The 14,040-nt window shown below is 67.3% G+C and carries 13 protein-coding genes and 1 tRNA gene; 8 read left to right on the top strand and 6 right to left on the bottom strand.

The window, feature by feature from the left end; all coding sequences use genetic code 11:
- Positions 1 to 109: 109 nt before the first annotated feature.
- Together IU448_RS14640 and IU448_RS14635 are read left to right on the top strand one after the other, a co-directional pair.
- A tRNA-Ser gene (locus IU448_RS14640) sits at positions 110 to 182 on the top strand.
- A gap of 33 nt (positions 183 to 215) precedes the next feature.
- Entirely contained in the window at positions 216 to 1,202 is a 987-nt protein-coding gene (locus tag IU448_RS14635) for an o-succinylbenzoate synthase (RefSeq protein ID WP_416382996.1), read from the top strand.
- A gap of 242 nt (positions 1,203 to 1,444) precedes the next feature.
- On the opposite strand, the gene IU448_RS14630 is transcribed toward IU448_RS14635, so the two are convergent.
- Positions 1,445 to 1,975 carry a TIGR04338 family metallohydrolase gene (locus IU448_RS14630; RefSeq protein WP_416382995.1) on the bottom strand — a complete coding sequence of 177 codons (531 nt, stop codon included), beginning with the start codon at positions 1,973 to 1,975 and terminating at the stop codon, positions 1,445 to 1,447.
- Positions 1,975 to 2,844 (bottom strand): DUF2786 domain-containing protein, encoded by an 870-nt coding sequence (locus tag IU448_RS14625; protein WP_195056043.1) that lies wholly within the window; start codon positions 2,842 to 2,844, stop codon positions 1,975 to 1,977. The genes IU448_RS14630 and IU448_RS14625 overlap by 1 nt, the downstream gene beginning before the upstream one ends.
- 239 nt (positions 2,845 to 3,083) lie before the next feature.
- Between IU448_RS14625 and IU448_RS14620 the strand changes: the two genes are divergently transcribed.
- The 6 genes from IU448_RS14620 to IU448_RS14595 all read left to right on the top strand — a co-directional run bounded on the left by IU448_RS14620 (position 3,084) and on the right by IU448_RS14595 (position 9,819).
- Positions 3,084 to 4,367, top strand: coding sequence for an ABC transporter substrate-binding protein (locus IU448_RS14620; RefSeq protein ID WP_195056042.1), 1,284 nt, complete (start codon positions 3,084 to 3,086; stop codon positions 4,365 to 4,367).
- A 40-nt stretch (positions 4,368 to 4,407) separates the two neighbouring features.
- A complete protein-coding gene (locus IU448_RS14615) occupies positions 4,408 to 5,442 on the top strand; it encodes a carbohydrate ABC transporter permease (RefSeq protein WP_416382994.1) in 1,035 nt (344 codons plus the stop codon).
- Positions 5,439 to 6,326: a carbohydrate ABC transporter permease gene (locus IU448_RS14610; protein ID WP_195056041.1), complete on the top strand. Its 888-nt coding sequence runs from the start codon at positions 5,439 to 5,441 to the stop codon at positions 6,324 to 6,326. Before IU448_RS14615 ends, IU448_RS14610 begins: the two co-directional genes overlap by 4 nt.
- A 62-nt stretch (positions 6,327 to 6,388) precedes the next feature.
- Positions 6,389 to 8,746, top strand: coding sequence for a transglycosylase domain-containing protein (locus IU448_RS14605; RefSeq protein WP_195056040.1), 2,358 nt, complete (start codon positions 6,389 to 6,391; stop codon positions 8,744 to 8,746).
- Between the two features lie 179 nt (positions 8,747 to 8,925).
- A complete protein-coding gene (locus IU448_RS14600; protein ID WP_195056039.1) occupies positions 8,926 to 9,387 on the top strand; it encodes a GyrI-like domain-containing protein in 462 nt (153 codons plus the stop codon).
- A gap of 6 nt (positions 9,388 to 9,393) precedes the next feature.
- Entirely contained in the window at positions 9,394 to 9,819 is a 426-nt protein-coding gene (locus IU448_RS14595; protein ID WP_195056038.1) for a GyrI-like domain-containing protein, read from the top strand.
- Between the two features lie 42 nt (positions 9,820 to 9,861).
- On the opposite strand, the gene IU448_RS14590 is transcribed toward IU448_RS14595, so the two are convergent.
- The 4 genes from IU448_RS14590 to IU448_RS14575 form a co-directional block, all read right to left on the bottom strand.
- A complete protein-coding gene (locus IU448_RS14590) occupies positions 9,862 to 10,950 on the bottom strand; it encodes an inositol-3-phosphate synthase (protein WP_195056037.1) in 1,089 nt (362 codons plus the stop codon).
- Entirely contained in the window at positions 10,943 to 11,503 is a 561-nt protein-coding gene (locus IU448_RS14585) for a PadR family transcriptional regulator (RefSeq protein WP_195056036.1), read from the bottom strand. The genes IU448_RS14590 and IU448_RS14585 overlap by 8 nt, the downstream gene beginning before the upstream one ends.
- A gap of 523 nt (positions 11,504 to 12,026) precedes the next feature.
- A complete protein-coding gene (locus IU448_RS14580) occupies positions 12,027 to 12,833 on the bottom strand; it encodes a DUF1707 SHOCT-like domain-containing protein (RefSeq protein ID WP_195056035.1) in 807 nt (268 codons plus the stop codon).
- Between the two features lie 10 nt (positions 12,834 to 12,843).
- A complete protein-coding gene (locus tag IU448_RS14575; protein WP_195056034.1) occupies positions 12,844 to 13,929 on the bottom strand; it encodes a DUF1707 SHOCT-like domain-containing protein in 1,086 nt (361 codons plus the stop codon).
- Between the last annotated feature and the right edge of the window lie 111 nt (positions 13,930 to 14,040).

Genomic DNA, 14,040 nt, shown 5'->3' with positions numbered 1-14,040 from the left:
CATGGGGTCGCTCCGGCCCCGAAAGCCGTTTCGAGACAGGAACCACAACCCGGTGAGTCGATGGGAACTGTTGTCCGCGAATCATTCCGGCATTACTGTGAAGCACAGCCATGGTGTAGCTCAGTTGGTAGAGTACTCATTCGACGTGTGAGAGGTCGCGGGTTCGATTCCCGCCTCCATGGCCCTTCATCATCCCGCTGACTACTGTGGGCGCAGTGACCGAACTGCCCGAGATCGACCGGCTCGTTGTCTATGCGATTCCGATGCGGTCCAGATTTCGCGGGATCACCGTACGCGAGGGCGTGCTGGTCCACGGCCCACGGGGATGGGGGGAGTTCTGCCCGTTTCCCGAATACGACGACCGCGAATCCGCCAACTGGCTGGCCACCGCGATCGAGCAGGTGAGTGCGGGCTGGCCGGAGCCGGTACGCGCGCGCATTCCGGTGAACTGCACGGTTCCCGCCGTGTCCCCGGAACGGGCGCACGAACTCGTGGCCGGTTCCGGCTGCTCGACAGCGAAAGTGAAGGTCGCCGACCATCCCGATTCACTGTCCGAGGATCTCGCCCGGGTGGAGGCCGTGCGGTCGGCGCTGGGGCCCAGCGGTGCGGTCCGGGTGGACGCGAACGCCGCCTGGGATGTCGATACGGCGGTGCGCAGCATCCGGCAACTGGACCGCGCCGCGAGCGGGCTGGAGTACGCCGAACAACCGTGCCGGACAATCGCCGAACTCGCCGGTGTGCGTCGCAAGGTGGCCGTTCCGATCGCCGCGGACGAATCCATTCGCCGCGCGGAAGACCCGTTGCGCGTGGCGGTCGCGGGGGCCGCTGATATCGCGGTGATCAAATGCACCCCGCTCGGCGGTGTCCGCCGGGCACTCGAGGTCGCGCAGGCCGCGGGACTGCCCTGTGTGGTCTCCTCCGCCTTGGAAACCAGTGTCGGTTTGTCCGCGCAACTCGCCCTGGCCGGCGCTCTCCCGGAACTCGGCCACGCCTGCGGGCTCGGGACGATCACACTGTTCGAAGGCGATATCACCGACGCGTCGCTGCGACCGGTCGACGGATACCTGCCGGTCCCCCGGGCAGCCCCGGCCCCCGATCCCGACCGGCTGGAGCACTACCGCCACCCCGACCCGGCACGCACCGCCTGGTGGACCGAACGATTCCACCGAGTACTCGCGCAGTTGCGCTCGCGGGCATCCTGACTGCCGTCCCGGGGACAGCAGCGCGCCACCAGCCCCCGTCGCGCTCGGGTGCGGGCGATCCGCCACTACCCACACCATGCGTAGCCCGGCGAAGTCGCGTCGGCGACGCGGCCGTAGGTACACCGCAGGATATCGCCCGGTGGCGATCCACCGGGCGCGCCGGGACGAGACATCTCCGGTGCCGGCACCCGCGAGCGGTACGCCGGGTATCGACCGGTCGGCCGGGACCGATCACCAATGACTCAACCCACGCGGACTCCACAGTCGTGCAGCGTGATTCGCAACAGCAAGCTCGCTTCCGGCCCGATGACCCCCTCGACCAGATCGATGTATCGACCGCAGAATCGCGGTCCGTGGGCCGCTTCGGTGACCGGGTCCGGATCGAGGTGGTGGGCGATTTCGTGCAGCACCACCAGTTCGCGCAGCGCCCAGCCGGTGCCGGTACTGCGTGCGGGTTTCGGTGTGGAGACCGGGACGGCCAGCACCGCCCCTGCTTGTTCGTAATGCGCGGCAGCGGTTCCGGCGCGCGCACGTACCCGGATCGGGGTCGAGGATCGCTCCCATTGCGCCGCAACCCACTTCAGGCGTAGCACCCGATCGCAATACTCCTGCACCGATTCCACGGAGGCGAATTTCCGTTCTACCGGCAGAGTGAGGCGCGACCCGTGGATTTCGACCGTACGGTGCTCGAATTCGCCGGCCCGGTCGAATACAGCTCGCACCAACTGTTCGGCCTCGTACACCTTGGCGCGCTGGGAATCCCGCGGCACCACTATCTGCCCGATCCTTCGATCCGGCCGCGCGCGGCATCCAGTTCCGGTGCAAAACCCAGCCGCGCCGCGCGTCCCGCCCGGTCGCCGGCCTGCCGGGCATCCGGCGCGTAGCCGGTGGAGGTCTGCGGACCACGCCAGGTGCCGCGGGCCTCGGAGTTGCGACTGTAGAAATCGGCCAGCTCGAGTTCCTTGCCGCGCAACGCGAGCGCTGTCCCGGCGGCTTGTTCCGCGGAGACCGGTTCGGCGGCGTGCGCATCCCGGGTTGTGGCCGCCCGCTCCACCTCCTGCTTGGCCGCGGCCAACCGCACCCCGATCCGCGCCGCGAACGCCATCTGGAAGTTCAGCCGGGCGGTGACACCCGCAACCGGCACCTGGACCACCCGGCGCACCCGCCGCCCGCGACGCCGCTCGACGACCACCTTCTCCATCGTCGCCGACCGGTGGACCCCGGATTTGATGTACCGATCCGACGCCTGCACCATCTGCACCAGCAGACTGGAGTACAGCGCCTCACAGACATCGATATCGGCCGCGTACCCGTAGGCGTACACCTGGGTGGAGGTGCGGGCGACATCGCAGCGCACGTCGTTGGCATCGGCGATGGCCACGAACAACTGGACGTAGGTGCGCAGCCCCTTGCGACCGGGTTCGCCGATCGGGATCATCCGCTGGATGAGCGTCGCCCCGCGCTCCCGCTCCCGGGTGTGCGTCCGGGCCACCGCGAGATCTATCGACGAACGGGTGGCGAGCCGTTGGGCGGCGGCCATGAAGGCTTCGGCCTCGTGTTCGTTATCGGTGCCCTCGGCCTGGCGCAGCAGTCCACCGATCCTGGTGAGCAGGCGTTCGGATACTGCGTTCGCGGTCGACATCGCGACCCAGCCTAATCCCGCCGGCGGCCCCGACCGCCGCCGGGCGCGAACGGCGGGGTACGCACCGCTCCGATCCGGCGCGGCCCGCCTACCTGCGCTCGGAGTGAATTCCGGGACTGTCGGCCGATGGCCGGGTAGTGAGCGGGATCCCGTTCGCCACAGGACTACCCCCCACGCGACGTTCACACCATGTATGTTGCCTTGTGCTGCCGCTCACGTGTCGACCTTGGAGTTCCGCGATGGCTTTCAAGAAGGTGCCGTCTCTACGTGCCGCGCTCGTGCTATGGCCGATCGCGCTGCTGACTGTGACCTTTGCCACCGCGTGCAACACCAGCGATACCGATGAGCAGCTCAGCCGCAACCAGGACGGCCGCGGCCCGATCACCTACGTCGAAGGTAAGGACACCACCGAAACCGGTGCGGTGAAACAGCTGATCGACCGCTGGAACGCCACCCACCCCGACGAACAGGTCACCTACAAGGAACAGTCGAACGACGCCTCCGCCCAGTACGACGATCTGGTCGAACATATGCGGGCGAAATCACCGGACTACGACGTGGTGGCGCTGGACGTCCCGTGGACCGCGGAGTTCGCCGCCAAGGGCTGGATCCAGCCGCTGGAGGGCCAGTTCACGATCGACACCGCCCCGCTGCTGTCTCCGCCGGTCGCCAGCGCCACCTACAACGGCACGCTCTACGCCGCCCCCCGCAACACCAACGGTGGCCTGCTGTTCTACCGCAAGGATCTGGTCCCCAACCCGCCCCGCACCTGGTCGGAGATGCTGGCCAGCTGCCCGATCGCGCGGGAGCAGCAGATCGGCTGCTATGCGGGCCAATTCGCGCCGTACGAGGGTTTGACGGTGAACACCGCCGAGGTGATCAACGCGTTCGGCGGCACGTTCGTCGGCACCGACGGCCGCACCCCGACGGTGAACAGTGCCGAATCACGAGCCGGGCTCCAGCAGTTGGTGGATGCCTACAAAGCCGGCGATATCCCCCGCGAAGCGATCACTTTCCAGGAGCCGGAGAGCGGCGCCGCCTTCACCCAGGGCAAACTCATGTTCCTGCGGAGCTGGCCGTCCACCTACGGTGACGCCTCCTCCGAAGCGTCGGCGGTGAAGGACAAATTCGGTGTGGCGCCGCTGCCCGGCGATACCGGTATCGGCGCCTCCACCCTCGGCGGCTACAACGCCGCGATCAGCGCGTACTCCGAGAACAAGGCCACCGCACTGGACTTCCTGAAATACCTGATCAGTGAAGAGGCGCAGCACATCATCGCCTCCGGCGCACTGCCCCCGGTGCGGGCTTCCACCTACGACGATCCGGCGCTCATCGCCAAGATGCCGTACCTGCCTGCCCTCGAGGATTCCATCGCCAGCGCGGTGCCCCGACCGGTCACCCCGTTCTATCCGGCGGTGTCCAAAGCCATTCAGGACAACGCATATGCTGCCCTGACCGGAACCAAGTCCGTGAACGACGCGATCATCGGCATGCAGAAGGGTATCGAGACGGCCGGATCGTAGTTACTGTTCAACCGGACCCGGCGAGCCAGGAGAGAGAACGGTGTCGGATCCTTCCGGAACGGACGCACAGGCGTCGGTCCGTACAGAAAAACCCGCGAACGCAGCGCGTACCGGCGGGAAGGTCAGCAGGCTGCGCGACGAAGCGCGGATGACTGGCCGGGCGTGGTTGTTCGTTGCGCCGGTACTGATAGCCCTCGCCGTGGTCATCGGGTATCCGGTGCTGCGGGCGCTGTGGATGTCGTTCCATTACGACGATCAACTCGACGCCGTGACCGGCCGCTTCGTCGACAACGGGGAAAGCACCTTCTACAACTACCTGCACTGGCTGGTCGGCCAATGCCAGGTGATCACCGGCGGCGTCACCGAATGCCCCACCGGCAACCTGGGTGCCGAGTTCTGGGGCGCCGTCGGGGTGACCCTGTTCTTCGCCGTGGTGACGGTGACGCTCGAGGTCGCGATCGGGCTCGCAATGGCGATCGTCATGGGCAAGACTTTCCGCGGCCGGGCGCTGCTGCGGGCGGCGGTGCTGATCCCGTGGGCCATCCCGACCGCGGTGACGGCCCGGCTGTGGGAATTCATGTTCCAGTACGACGGCCTGGTCAACACCATTTTCGGCACCGAGATCCTGTGGACCTCCGATACCTGGCCCGCCCGTTTCGCGGTAATCGCCGCCGACGTGTGGAAAACCGCGCCGTTCGTGGCGCTGCTGCTGCTGGCCGGGCTGCAGATCATCCCGAACGATGTGTACGAGGCGGCCCGGGTCGACGGCGCCTCGGCCTGGCAGCGGTTCACGCAGGTGACCATGCCGCTGCTGAAACCGGCGCTGCTGGTCGCGGTGCTGTTCCGCACCATGGACGCGCTGCGCATGTACGACCTGCCCGCCATCATGACCGATAACCTGCCCGCCACCCGGACCTTGTCGATTCTGGTGGTCGAGCAGACCAGGCAGGGTCCCAACAGCGCGGCGGCACTCTCGACGATCACCTTCCTATTGATCTTCGCGGCAGCCTTCGTCCTGGTGAAGGTACTGGGCGCGAACGCAGTGCGGACGCAGGAAGAGCAGCGGAAGGCATGACCGCGGTGACTACACAGCAAACCGGCACCCCCGCCCGGCCCCGCCGGTCCTGGCGACGCCGGCTCGGTTCGGCCCGTATCTACGTGGGCGCGTTGATCGTGCTGCTCTGGGGTCTGGGACCGTTCTATTGGATGGCGGTAACCGCGTTCCGCGACCCCGCCTACACCTTCGACCCCACCCCGTGGCCCACCCACATCACCCTGGAGAATTTCCGCGACGTCTTCGACACCAGCCGGGGTAACGATTTCGGCAAGGCACTGCTGAACAGTGTCATCATCGGCGCGGCCAGTACCGCGATCGCGCTGGTCATCGGAGTTATGGCGGCCTACGCGCTGGCGCGGCTCAACTTCAAGGGCCGCTACCTGGTGTCGGGGGTGATCCTGAGCGCGTCGATGTTCCCGGTGGTCGTCCTGGTGACCCCGCTGTTCCAGCTGTTCACCGATATCGGCTGGATCGGCAAGTACCAGGCGTTGATCCTGCCCAATATCTCCTTCGTACTGCCGCTGACGGTCTACATTCTGGCGTCGTTCTTCGCCGATCTGCCGTGGGAGCTCGAAGAGGCCGCCCGGATCGACGGCGCCACCAAATTGCAGGCCTTCCGGCTGGTGATGCTGCCGCTGGCCGCGCCCGCCGTGTTCACCACCGCGATCTTGGCGTTCATCGCCGCCGTCAACGAGTATCTGCTCGCCCGGGTGCTCTCCGGTAGCGACACGGAACCGGTGACAGTGGCCATCGCCCGTTTCTCCGGGAACAATCCCCAGGTAGAACCCTATGCGTCGATTATGGCGGCGGGCACACTGGTGACCGTACCGCTGGTGATTCTGGTACTGGTGTTCCAGCGACGCATCATTTCCGGGCTCACTGCCGGCGGAGTCAAAAGCTGATCACTGGGTATCCTGTGGTCGGGCGGTGGTGCGCCTGAGTTTTTCCGACGCTCCGGGAGGAGATGATCGTGAGCTCGTTCCGACCCCCGCGTGGCCACAACACTCCCAAATCGCCGCAGTATCCGTCGCTCGCCGGTTGGAACCAGCTCGATACCGGTGTGCGACCCCGGCCGCCCCGGCCCCCGCAGTACCGCCGCCCGCCCCGCAGCCGGGGCCAGCGCATCCGCCACCTGCTGCTGTGGTTGTTCATCATCCTGATCGCCGTCCCCGCTCTACTGGTGGCGCTGGTGTACTGGAGTGCGGAGATCCCGGCGGCCGGGACCGTGCCGGTGAACCAGACCGCCACCATCACCGCCTCCGACGGCACCACGGAACTGGCCACGGTGGTGCCGCCCGAGGGCAATCGCACCCCGGTACTGCTGGACCAGGTGCCCGTGCACGTACGCGACGCCGTACTTTCCGCGGAGGACCGAAACTTCTACGACAACCCCGGATTCTCCCCCACGGGTATGCTGCGCGCTCTGCGTGACAACGCCCTGGGCCGAGCCGACGCCGGCGGCGGTTCCACCATCACCCAGCAGTACGTCAAGAACGCCTTTCTGGGGCCCGAACGTACCGTGAGCCGTAAGGCGCACGAGCTGATCATCTCCGCGAAGATGGCCCGGGAATGGAGTAAAGACGAGATCCTGCACGCCTACCTGAACACCATCTACTTCGGGCGCGGCGCCTACGGGATCGAGGAGGGCGCACAGGCCTACTTCGGCAAATCGGTCGCCGACCTGTCCATCGCCGAAGGGGCAGTTCTGGCCGCGCTCATCCGCTCCCCGTCCGGGCTGGATCCGCAGACCAAACTCCCGCAGCTGCTGCATCGCTGGAACTATGTTCTCAACGGCATGGTCGCCATGGGGTCGCTGGCGCCCGGTGAACGCGGCACAGTGGTTTTCCCGCCCACGATCCCGCCGCCGGTCTTCGACGAGAACATCGTCGAGCGCGGCCCGGAGGGGCATATCAAGGGCCAGGTGATGCGCGAGCTGGCGGCCGCCGGGATATCGCAGGAAGAGGTGAACACCGGCGCCTTGCGGATCGTCACCACGATCGATGCGAAAGCACAACAGGCCGCGCAGGCGGCCGCCACCGAGAATTTGAACGGGCAGCCGCCCGAACTGCGGAGCGCGGTGGTATCCATCGATCCGCGGTCGGGTGCGGTGCGCGCCTACTACGGCGGTGCCGACGGTGTCGGCTTCGATTTCGCCCAGGCGCCGGTGCAGACCGGTTCGGCGTTCAAGACCTTCGCGGTGGTGGCCGCGCTACAGCAGGGCATTCCGTTGTCCCGCGCGTTCGACAGCGCGCCGGTGACCGTCAACGGCGTCGACGTACACAATGTCGAGGACGAATCCTGCGGTACCTGCCCGCTCTCGGAAGCGTTCAAACGATCGCTCAACACGAGCTTCTACCGGCTCACCCTCGCTATGCACAACGGTCCACAGGCCATCGCAGATGCCGCGCACCAGGCCGGAATACCGCATGATATTCCCGGCGTGCCGGGGAAGTCGCTGACCGAGATGGGCGGCGCCACCATGCCGTCGATCGTGCTGGGCACCTATCTGGTCCGCCCGCTGGATATGGCATCGGCCTATGCGACCATCGCCGGCGGGGGCCGCTATCACGAGCCGTACTTCGTCCAGCGGGTCGTTCGCGGCGACGGCCGGGTGCTGCTGGACCGCAGCAGCGATCCGGAGCAGCAGACCGGAGAACAACCGGCACCCTCCGAACAGCGCATCTCCCCGGATATCGCGGCCCGGACCGCCACGGCCATGCTGCCGATCGCCGACTATTCCAATCGGCACGGTTTGAACGGGCGCCCGTCGGCCGCCAAAACCGGCACCACCCAGCTGGGCGACACCGGCGAGAACAAGGACGCCTGGATGGTCGGTTTCACCCCCTCGCTGTCGACCGCGGTATGGGTCGGCACCGAAAGCAATCTGCCGATCAGGACGGCCGGCGGCGGCCGGGTCTACGGTTCCGGGCTCCCCTCCGATATCTGGAAGCAGACCATGGACGGTGCACTCGACGGAACGCCCGTGGAGCAGCTCGGCAACCCGCCCCCCGCACCGCCGGCACCGGCCACGAACCCGCGGCCGCAGCCGCAGCCGCAGCCGCAGGGTAACCCGTACGACATCCTCAATCCGCCGCAGCAGCCGGAGCCGGAGCCGCAGCAACAGCAGCAGCCGTTCATCGTGATCCCACCGGCCTCCGAACCGTATGTACCCGAACCGGAGTACCAACCCGAACCGGTACCCCCACCCCAGCCCGAACCGCCCGCCCCCGCCCCGCCGATCATCGCGCCGCCACCGCCGCCCCCTCCGCCGCCACCCCGGGTGGTCGAAATACTGCCCGGCGTTACCGTTCCGGTGCCGTGATCCACGGATTTCCGCTCGGGATACCGACGAAGGAACGGTCGGCATGGCAGCATCGTTGGCCAGAGTGAGATGTCGCCCATCCGCCCGACCGGCACCGGGCCCACGCCCGTGCCGGGACGGGCGTGCGGGAGGATATGCGCTGGAGCGACGACGGATGACGAGACATAGGGGCTACGCCGGTGGAATTCAATGTCGTTGACCGCCCGGAAACGCTGGTGGCGGGAATGGTGCTTCGCAGCCCAGCACTCGCTGTGGAAGGGCCGCGCCGCACCAAAGTGGAACAGGCCTGGAAACGTAACCTGGCCCGGGCGTTACCCGGGCCGCCCGCCAGCGCGTTCGTCGATCACGCCCCGGAGATCAATTCGTACCTGACCCATATCATCGGCTATCGCTGCCGCAGTCTCGACGATCTACTACCGGGGGATGTGCTCGCCCGGATCCCGGCCGGACGGTACGCGCGGTTCTCCCTCAGCGGTGCGGACCTGGGCGAAACCATCGTGACCCTGTGGCGCGCCATCTGGGACGCCGAAGCCGCCGGCCGTCTCGTGCGCTCCTACACCGGGGATCACGAACGGTACCCGGACGAGAACACGGTGGAGGTTTTCGTGGCAATGGCAGAAGACGATTCGGCGGGCAGGTAGGAAGCTGTGGATTTCGAGATTGTCACCCTCGGCGAGAGCATGGTCGCCGGGCTCACCGTTCCGCTGGCCGGCCGCGAGGTAACGGCGCGCGATCTGGACCTGGTCAACTTCACCTGGGATCGCTACCTGAGCCGGGAGAAGGAAGTGCCCCGGGTCGCCGCCTACATCGGCCAGGACGATCACGCGGTGGCGGTGCTCGGCTACGAGGTCACCGGCTTGGCCGATCTCGACGCCGGTGATGTGCTCACCCGGGTCCCGGCCGGTCGCTACGCGAAATTCGTGGTCACCGAAAAACCCTACGACCTGCTGCGCACGGCCTGGGCCCGCGTCCGGGAAGCGGAGAAGGCGGGCACGATAACCCGTTCCCACACCGCCGAACTCGAACGCTACACAGGTCCCACCTCGGTGGAGGTCTACGTATCCCTGGACTGAGTACCAGCGGCGCGCGGGGCCGGCACCCCGCGCGCCCGGAAATCAGCCGATGATGAAGGTTTCCAGTTCGGCGCGGGCCACATCGTCGGCCATCTGCTGCGGCGGGGACTTCATCAGGTACGCCGACGCCGGCAGCACGGGACCGCCGATACCGCGGTCCTTGGCGATCTTGGCGGCGCGGACCGCATCGATGATGATGCCCGCGGAGTTCGGGGAGTCCCACACCTCGAGCTTGTACTCCAGGTTCAGCGGCACATCGCCGAACGCGCGGCCCTCCAACCGGACATAGGCCCACTTACGGTCGTCGAGCCAGCCGACGTGATCGGACGGGCCGATATGCACATCATTGGCGCCCATCTCCTTCTGCAGGTTGCTGGTGACGGCCTGCGTCTTGGAGATCTTCTTGGACTCCAGGCGCTCACGCTCGAGCATGTTCTTGAAGTCCATATTGCCGCCGACGTTCAGCTGCATGGTGCGGTCGAGCTGCACACCGCGATCCTCGAACAGTTTCGCCATGACCCGGTGGGTGATGGTGGCACCGACCTGGCTCTTGATGTCGTCGCCGACGATCGGCACACCCGCGGCGCGGAACTTCTCGGCCCATTCCGGATCCGAGGCGATGAACACGGGCAGTGCGTTGACGAAGGCCACACCGGCGTCGATCGCGCACTGGGCGTAGAACTTGTCCGCTTCCTCGGAACCGACGGGCAGGTACGAGACCAGCACGTCGACCTCGGCGTCCTTCAGCGTCTGGACTACGTCGACCGGATCGGTTTCGGCCAGTTCGATGGTTTCGGCGTAGTACTTGCCGATGCCGTCGAGGGTCGGGCCGCGCTGCACGGTGACACCGAGCGGCGGGACATCGGAGATCTTGATGGTGTTGTTCTCGCTGGCGAAGATCGCCTCGGACAGGTCGAAGCCGACTTTTTTGGCGTCCACGTCGAAGGCGGCCACGAACTGCACGTCCCGGACGTGGTACTGGCCGAACCGCACGTGCATCAGGCCGGGCACCGTCGCGGAATCGTCGGCATCCCGGTAGTACTGCACGCCCTGCACGAGCGAGGAGGCGCAGTTGCCCACACCTACGATGGCGACGCGAACACTGGACTTATTGGTGTCTCCACTACTCATGGCCGGTATTTCCCTCTTTCTGTGGTGCCGCCTTCGTCGATTGCTCCGCCGCAATCAACTCGTTGAGCCAGCGCACTTCGCGCTCGCTTGATTCGAGTCCGAGTTGATGGAGCTGGCGGGTGTAGCGATCCAGCGATCCGCTCGCCTTCTTGATCGCCTCCCGCAGCCCCTCTCGGCGCTCCTCGACCTGGCGTCGCCTGCCCTCCAGAATCCGCATCCGCGCTTCCGCGGGAGTGCGGCTGAAGAAGGCCAAGTGCACGCCGAAGCCGTCATCGGTGTAGTTCTGCGGACCGGTATCGGCCAGGAGCTCGCCGAACCGCTCCCGGCCCGCCGGTGTCAGCTGGTACACCCGCCGGGCCCGACGGGTCGTCACCATGCCGTCGGGCACCTCCTCCGCGATCAGCCCGTCCGCCTGCATACGTTTCAAGGTCGGATACAGCGATCCGTAGGAGAAGGCCCGAAACGCCCCGAGCAGGCCGGTGAGCCGTTTCTTCAGCTCGTAGCCGTGCATGGGCGCTTCCAGGAGCAGCCCGAGGATTGCCAGTTCGAGCACCGGGCTTCACCCCCTGACTTCCGTACAGACCTAACCAATGGATGCGATTACCAACTATATCGGAGCGATATAACCATGCATAGTTCGGTCCGCTACATCACAGGTAGCGAGCGGTCTGCATCACCGGCCGTCGCCAGGCGGCGCAGCGGGGCAGACCCAGCCATCCGGCCGGGGCGACCGATTGGGCGAAACGGATAGCCGGCCGGTCCGGCCGGTTATGCCGCGAACAGCCGAGTAGGCGAATCGGCGAGCATCCACAGCGGACGCCCACCCGATCCGGGGGCCCACGCACCGAACCGTTTCGCGGCCCGGCCCCGACAGCCGGAACCGAACGCCGACGGTATGCCACCGGGGTTGCGGGCCCGCCGCCGCAGCAGCGTCCCGGCCCTCCCCCAGAGCACCGCCGCAGGGTCACCCGCAGCCGCCCGGTCAGCGGAGAGCGCGCGGTCGTTACGCGCAATCGATACCCCGGGTATCCGCGTGGATCTCCGTGTGCGCTCCGCTCGAGCGCGGTACCCCGGGCTCAGCGCGCGGGAAACACTTCCAGCGGCGCACCGGCGAACGAGACCGACAGATGGCCGCTCTCTCCGGCGGGACCGTCGACGAAGATCTGGATCACCGGCCCGGCGTCGGCCGGCGCGATCGGTTCGAAGCCGATTCCGAGATGTTCGACCGACCCCCGCTCCAGCCGGACCGAGGCCGGGGCGCCCGCCAGGACGGCGGCCAATGTCGTCAGGTCGATATCGGCCAGTTCGATGGGCCGGCCGGCGGCGTTGCTGGGTACCGCGATACCCACTTCGTCGAAGCCTCCCTCGGCGAAGCGGAAATTGCGGGTACTGCCTCCTTCCAGCCGCTGGACCAGGAGGAAATCCGGGTAGACGGTCGCCGTGTCGATCACCGTATCCCCGAACTCCCGCCGATAGGCGTCGATGAAGAACCGCAGCCCGTCGGCGGTGAGCAGATTCGGCAGCGGCGCGGATTCGGGTTCGGCCTCCGCCACCGCGGCGACGCCGGACACCGGCTCGTCCCGCGCTACGAATCCGGCCCCGGCACCGAGCACGGCCGCGACGGCCAGCACCGCGATCGGCATCCACCGGCGCCGCGCCGGACCGTCACCACTCAGGATCGCGGCGCCGGCCAGTTCGCCGGGCACCTGCAGGTCGTGGACGAGCCCGTCCAGGCCGGCCGTGAATTTCGCCCGCATCGCCGAACGGGTGCGGGTGGCATGTTCGTCGGCACTCAACTGCCCGTCGGCCAACGCCGCGTCGAGTATCGCGCAAATCTCCACCCGATCGCGGTCACGCGCCCTGACCTCTTCTTTTTTCGCCATTACCCGTTACTCATCCCTCGAACGGCCGGACCCGCAGGACATCGCCGGCCGGATCCACCAGCAGCCATCCGCTCTCGTCGAACGAATTGGAGACGTAGATGCTGACCGCCGGCATCCCGTCGTACGGCGGGAACCTGTGAATCGCCAAGCTCATATGAGTGACCACACCGTCGGGAACCCGGGCCAGCGCGGGGGCATCGATCAGCACACGGCCGATCGCATCGGTATCGAGTGCGCCGAGGTCCACGGTCGGGGTATCGACCGGGCGGGTGGTCAGATCGTCGGATTGGTTGAATCCGCCCCGGTAGTCGTAGCTCACCAGGCGGTTCGGCTGCCCGGGCACTGCGCGTTCGACATCTCCGTGGTCCGGGTGCAGCCAGATCTCGTCGGCCACGGTATCGCCGAAGCGCTCACGATACTCGGCGACGAACTGCGCGATCCCAGCACCGGTCACCAGGTTCGGCGGGGCGAAAATCAGCGGCTCGGGCTCCGCTGTCGCGGGTGCCGGTTCCTCGGGCATCGGCGCCACGGCCGCCGGCGGCGATGTACTCGCCGCGGAATCCGTGTCGCGGCTGGTGAACGCGAAAGCACCGAATGCCACGGCCGAGGCCGCGGCGGTGAGAACGGCGAAATAACGACCCGAGCGTCCGGAATCGGGCGAGCGGGGCGCGACCGGGGTGTGCCGCGGGCCCTGGAGGTCGGCGGTGATATCGGCGAGATCGCCCAGTGTGGTCGCCTCGGCGAGCAGTTCCGTGGCCGCACGGTACTCGTCCTCGGTCAGCTGACCCTCGCCGTAGGCACGGTCCAGCAGGTCGCGGGCGGCCCGGCGGTCGGCGGTCCGCGCTCGCGTGCCCGGCGGATACCCGGAGTCCGGTGGCGCCGGGACCACGATGGACGGCCCGTCGGTGGCCTGCTGCAGATCGGCTACCAGTTCGGACAGCTCACCGAGTGTTCGCGCGCGGCGGATCCGGTCGATGCGATCGTGGTATTCGGCAGCGCCCAGCTGGCCTTCGGCATAGGCCGCGTCCAACTTTCCGGCGGTATGGGCGCGATCGATATCGCGTGCTCGCATCCGGCCGGGAACTGCTGTCGACACCAGCGAATCCTACGTTGCGCAGCGCTTCTCGGGGCCGCCTCGATTCCCGGTTGTGGCGACGGCCACCATTGGGCCGGCGCGGGAAGCCCCAGCCGTATCGGCCACCGATGG

Source organism: Nocardia flavorosea (genome assembly GCF_015477805.1).
GTDB classification, from domain to species: Bacteria; Actinomycetota; Actinomycetes; order Mycobacteriales; family Mycobacteriaceae; genus Nocardia; species Nocardia flavorosea_A.
The sequence above is the reverse complement of the archived record's forward strand: the minus strand, read 5'-3'. Positions and strand labels throughout refer to the sequence as shown.

Bases quoted from the DNA above. Each gene is read 5' to 3' on its own strand.
- IU448_RS14590 (WP_195056037.1), bottom strand. From the start codon at position 10,950: ATGAGTAGTGGAGACACCAATAAGTCCAGTGTTCGCGTCGCCATCGTA.
- IU448_RS14605 (WP_195056040.1), top strand. From the start codon at position 6,389: ATGATCGTGAGCTCGTTCCGACCCCCGCGTGGCCACAACACTCCCAAA.
- IU448_RS14625 (WP_195056043.1), bottom strand. From the start codon at position 2,844: ATGTCGACCGCGAACGCAGTATCCGAACGCCTGCTCACCAGGATCGGT.
- IU448_RS14620 (WP_195056042.1), top strand. From the start codon at position 3,084: ATGGCTTTCAAGAAGGTGCCGTCTCTACGTGCCGCGCTCGTGCTATGG.
- IU448_RS14610 (WP_195056041.1), top strand. From the start codon at position 5,439: ATGACCGCGGTGACTACACAGCAAACCGGCACCCCCGCCCGGCCCCGC.
- IU448_RS14580 (WP_195056035.1), bottom strand. From the start codon at position 12,833: ATGGCGAAAAAAGAAGAGGTCAGGGCGCGTGACCGCGATCGGGTGGAG.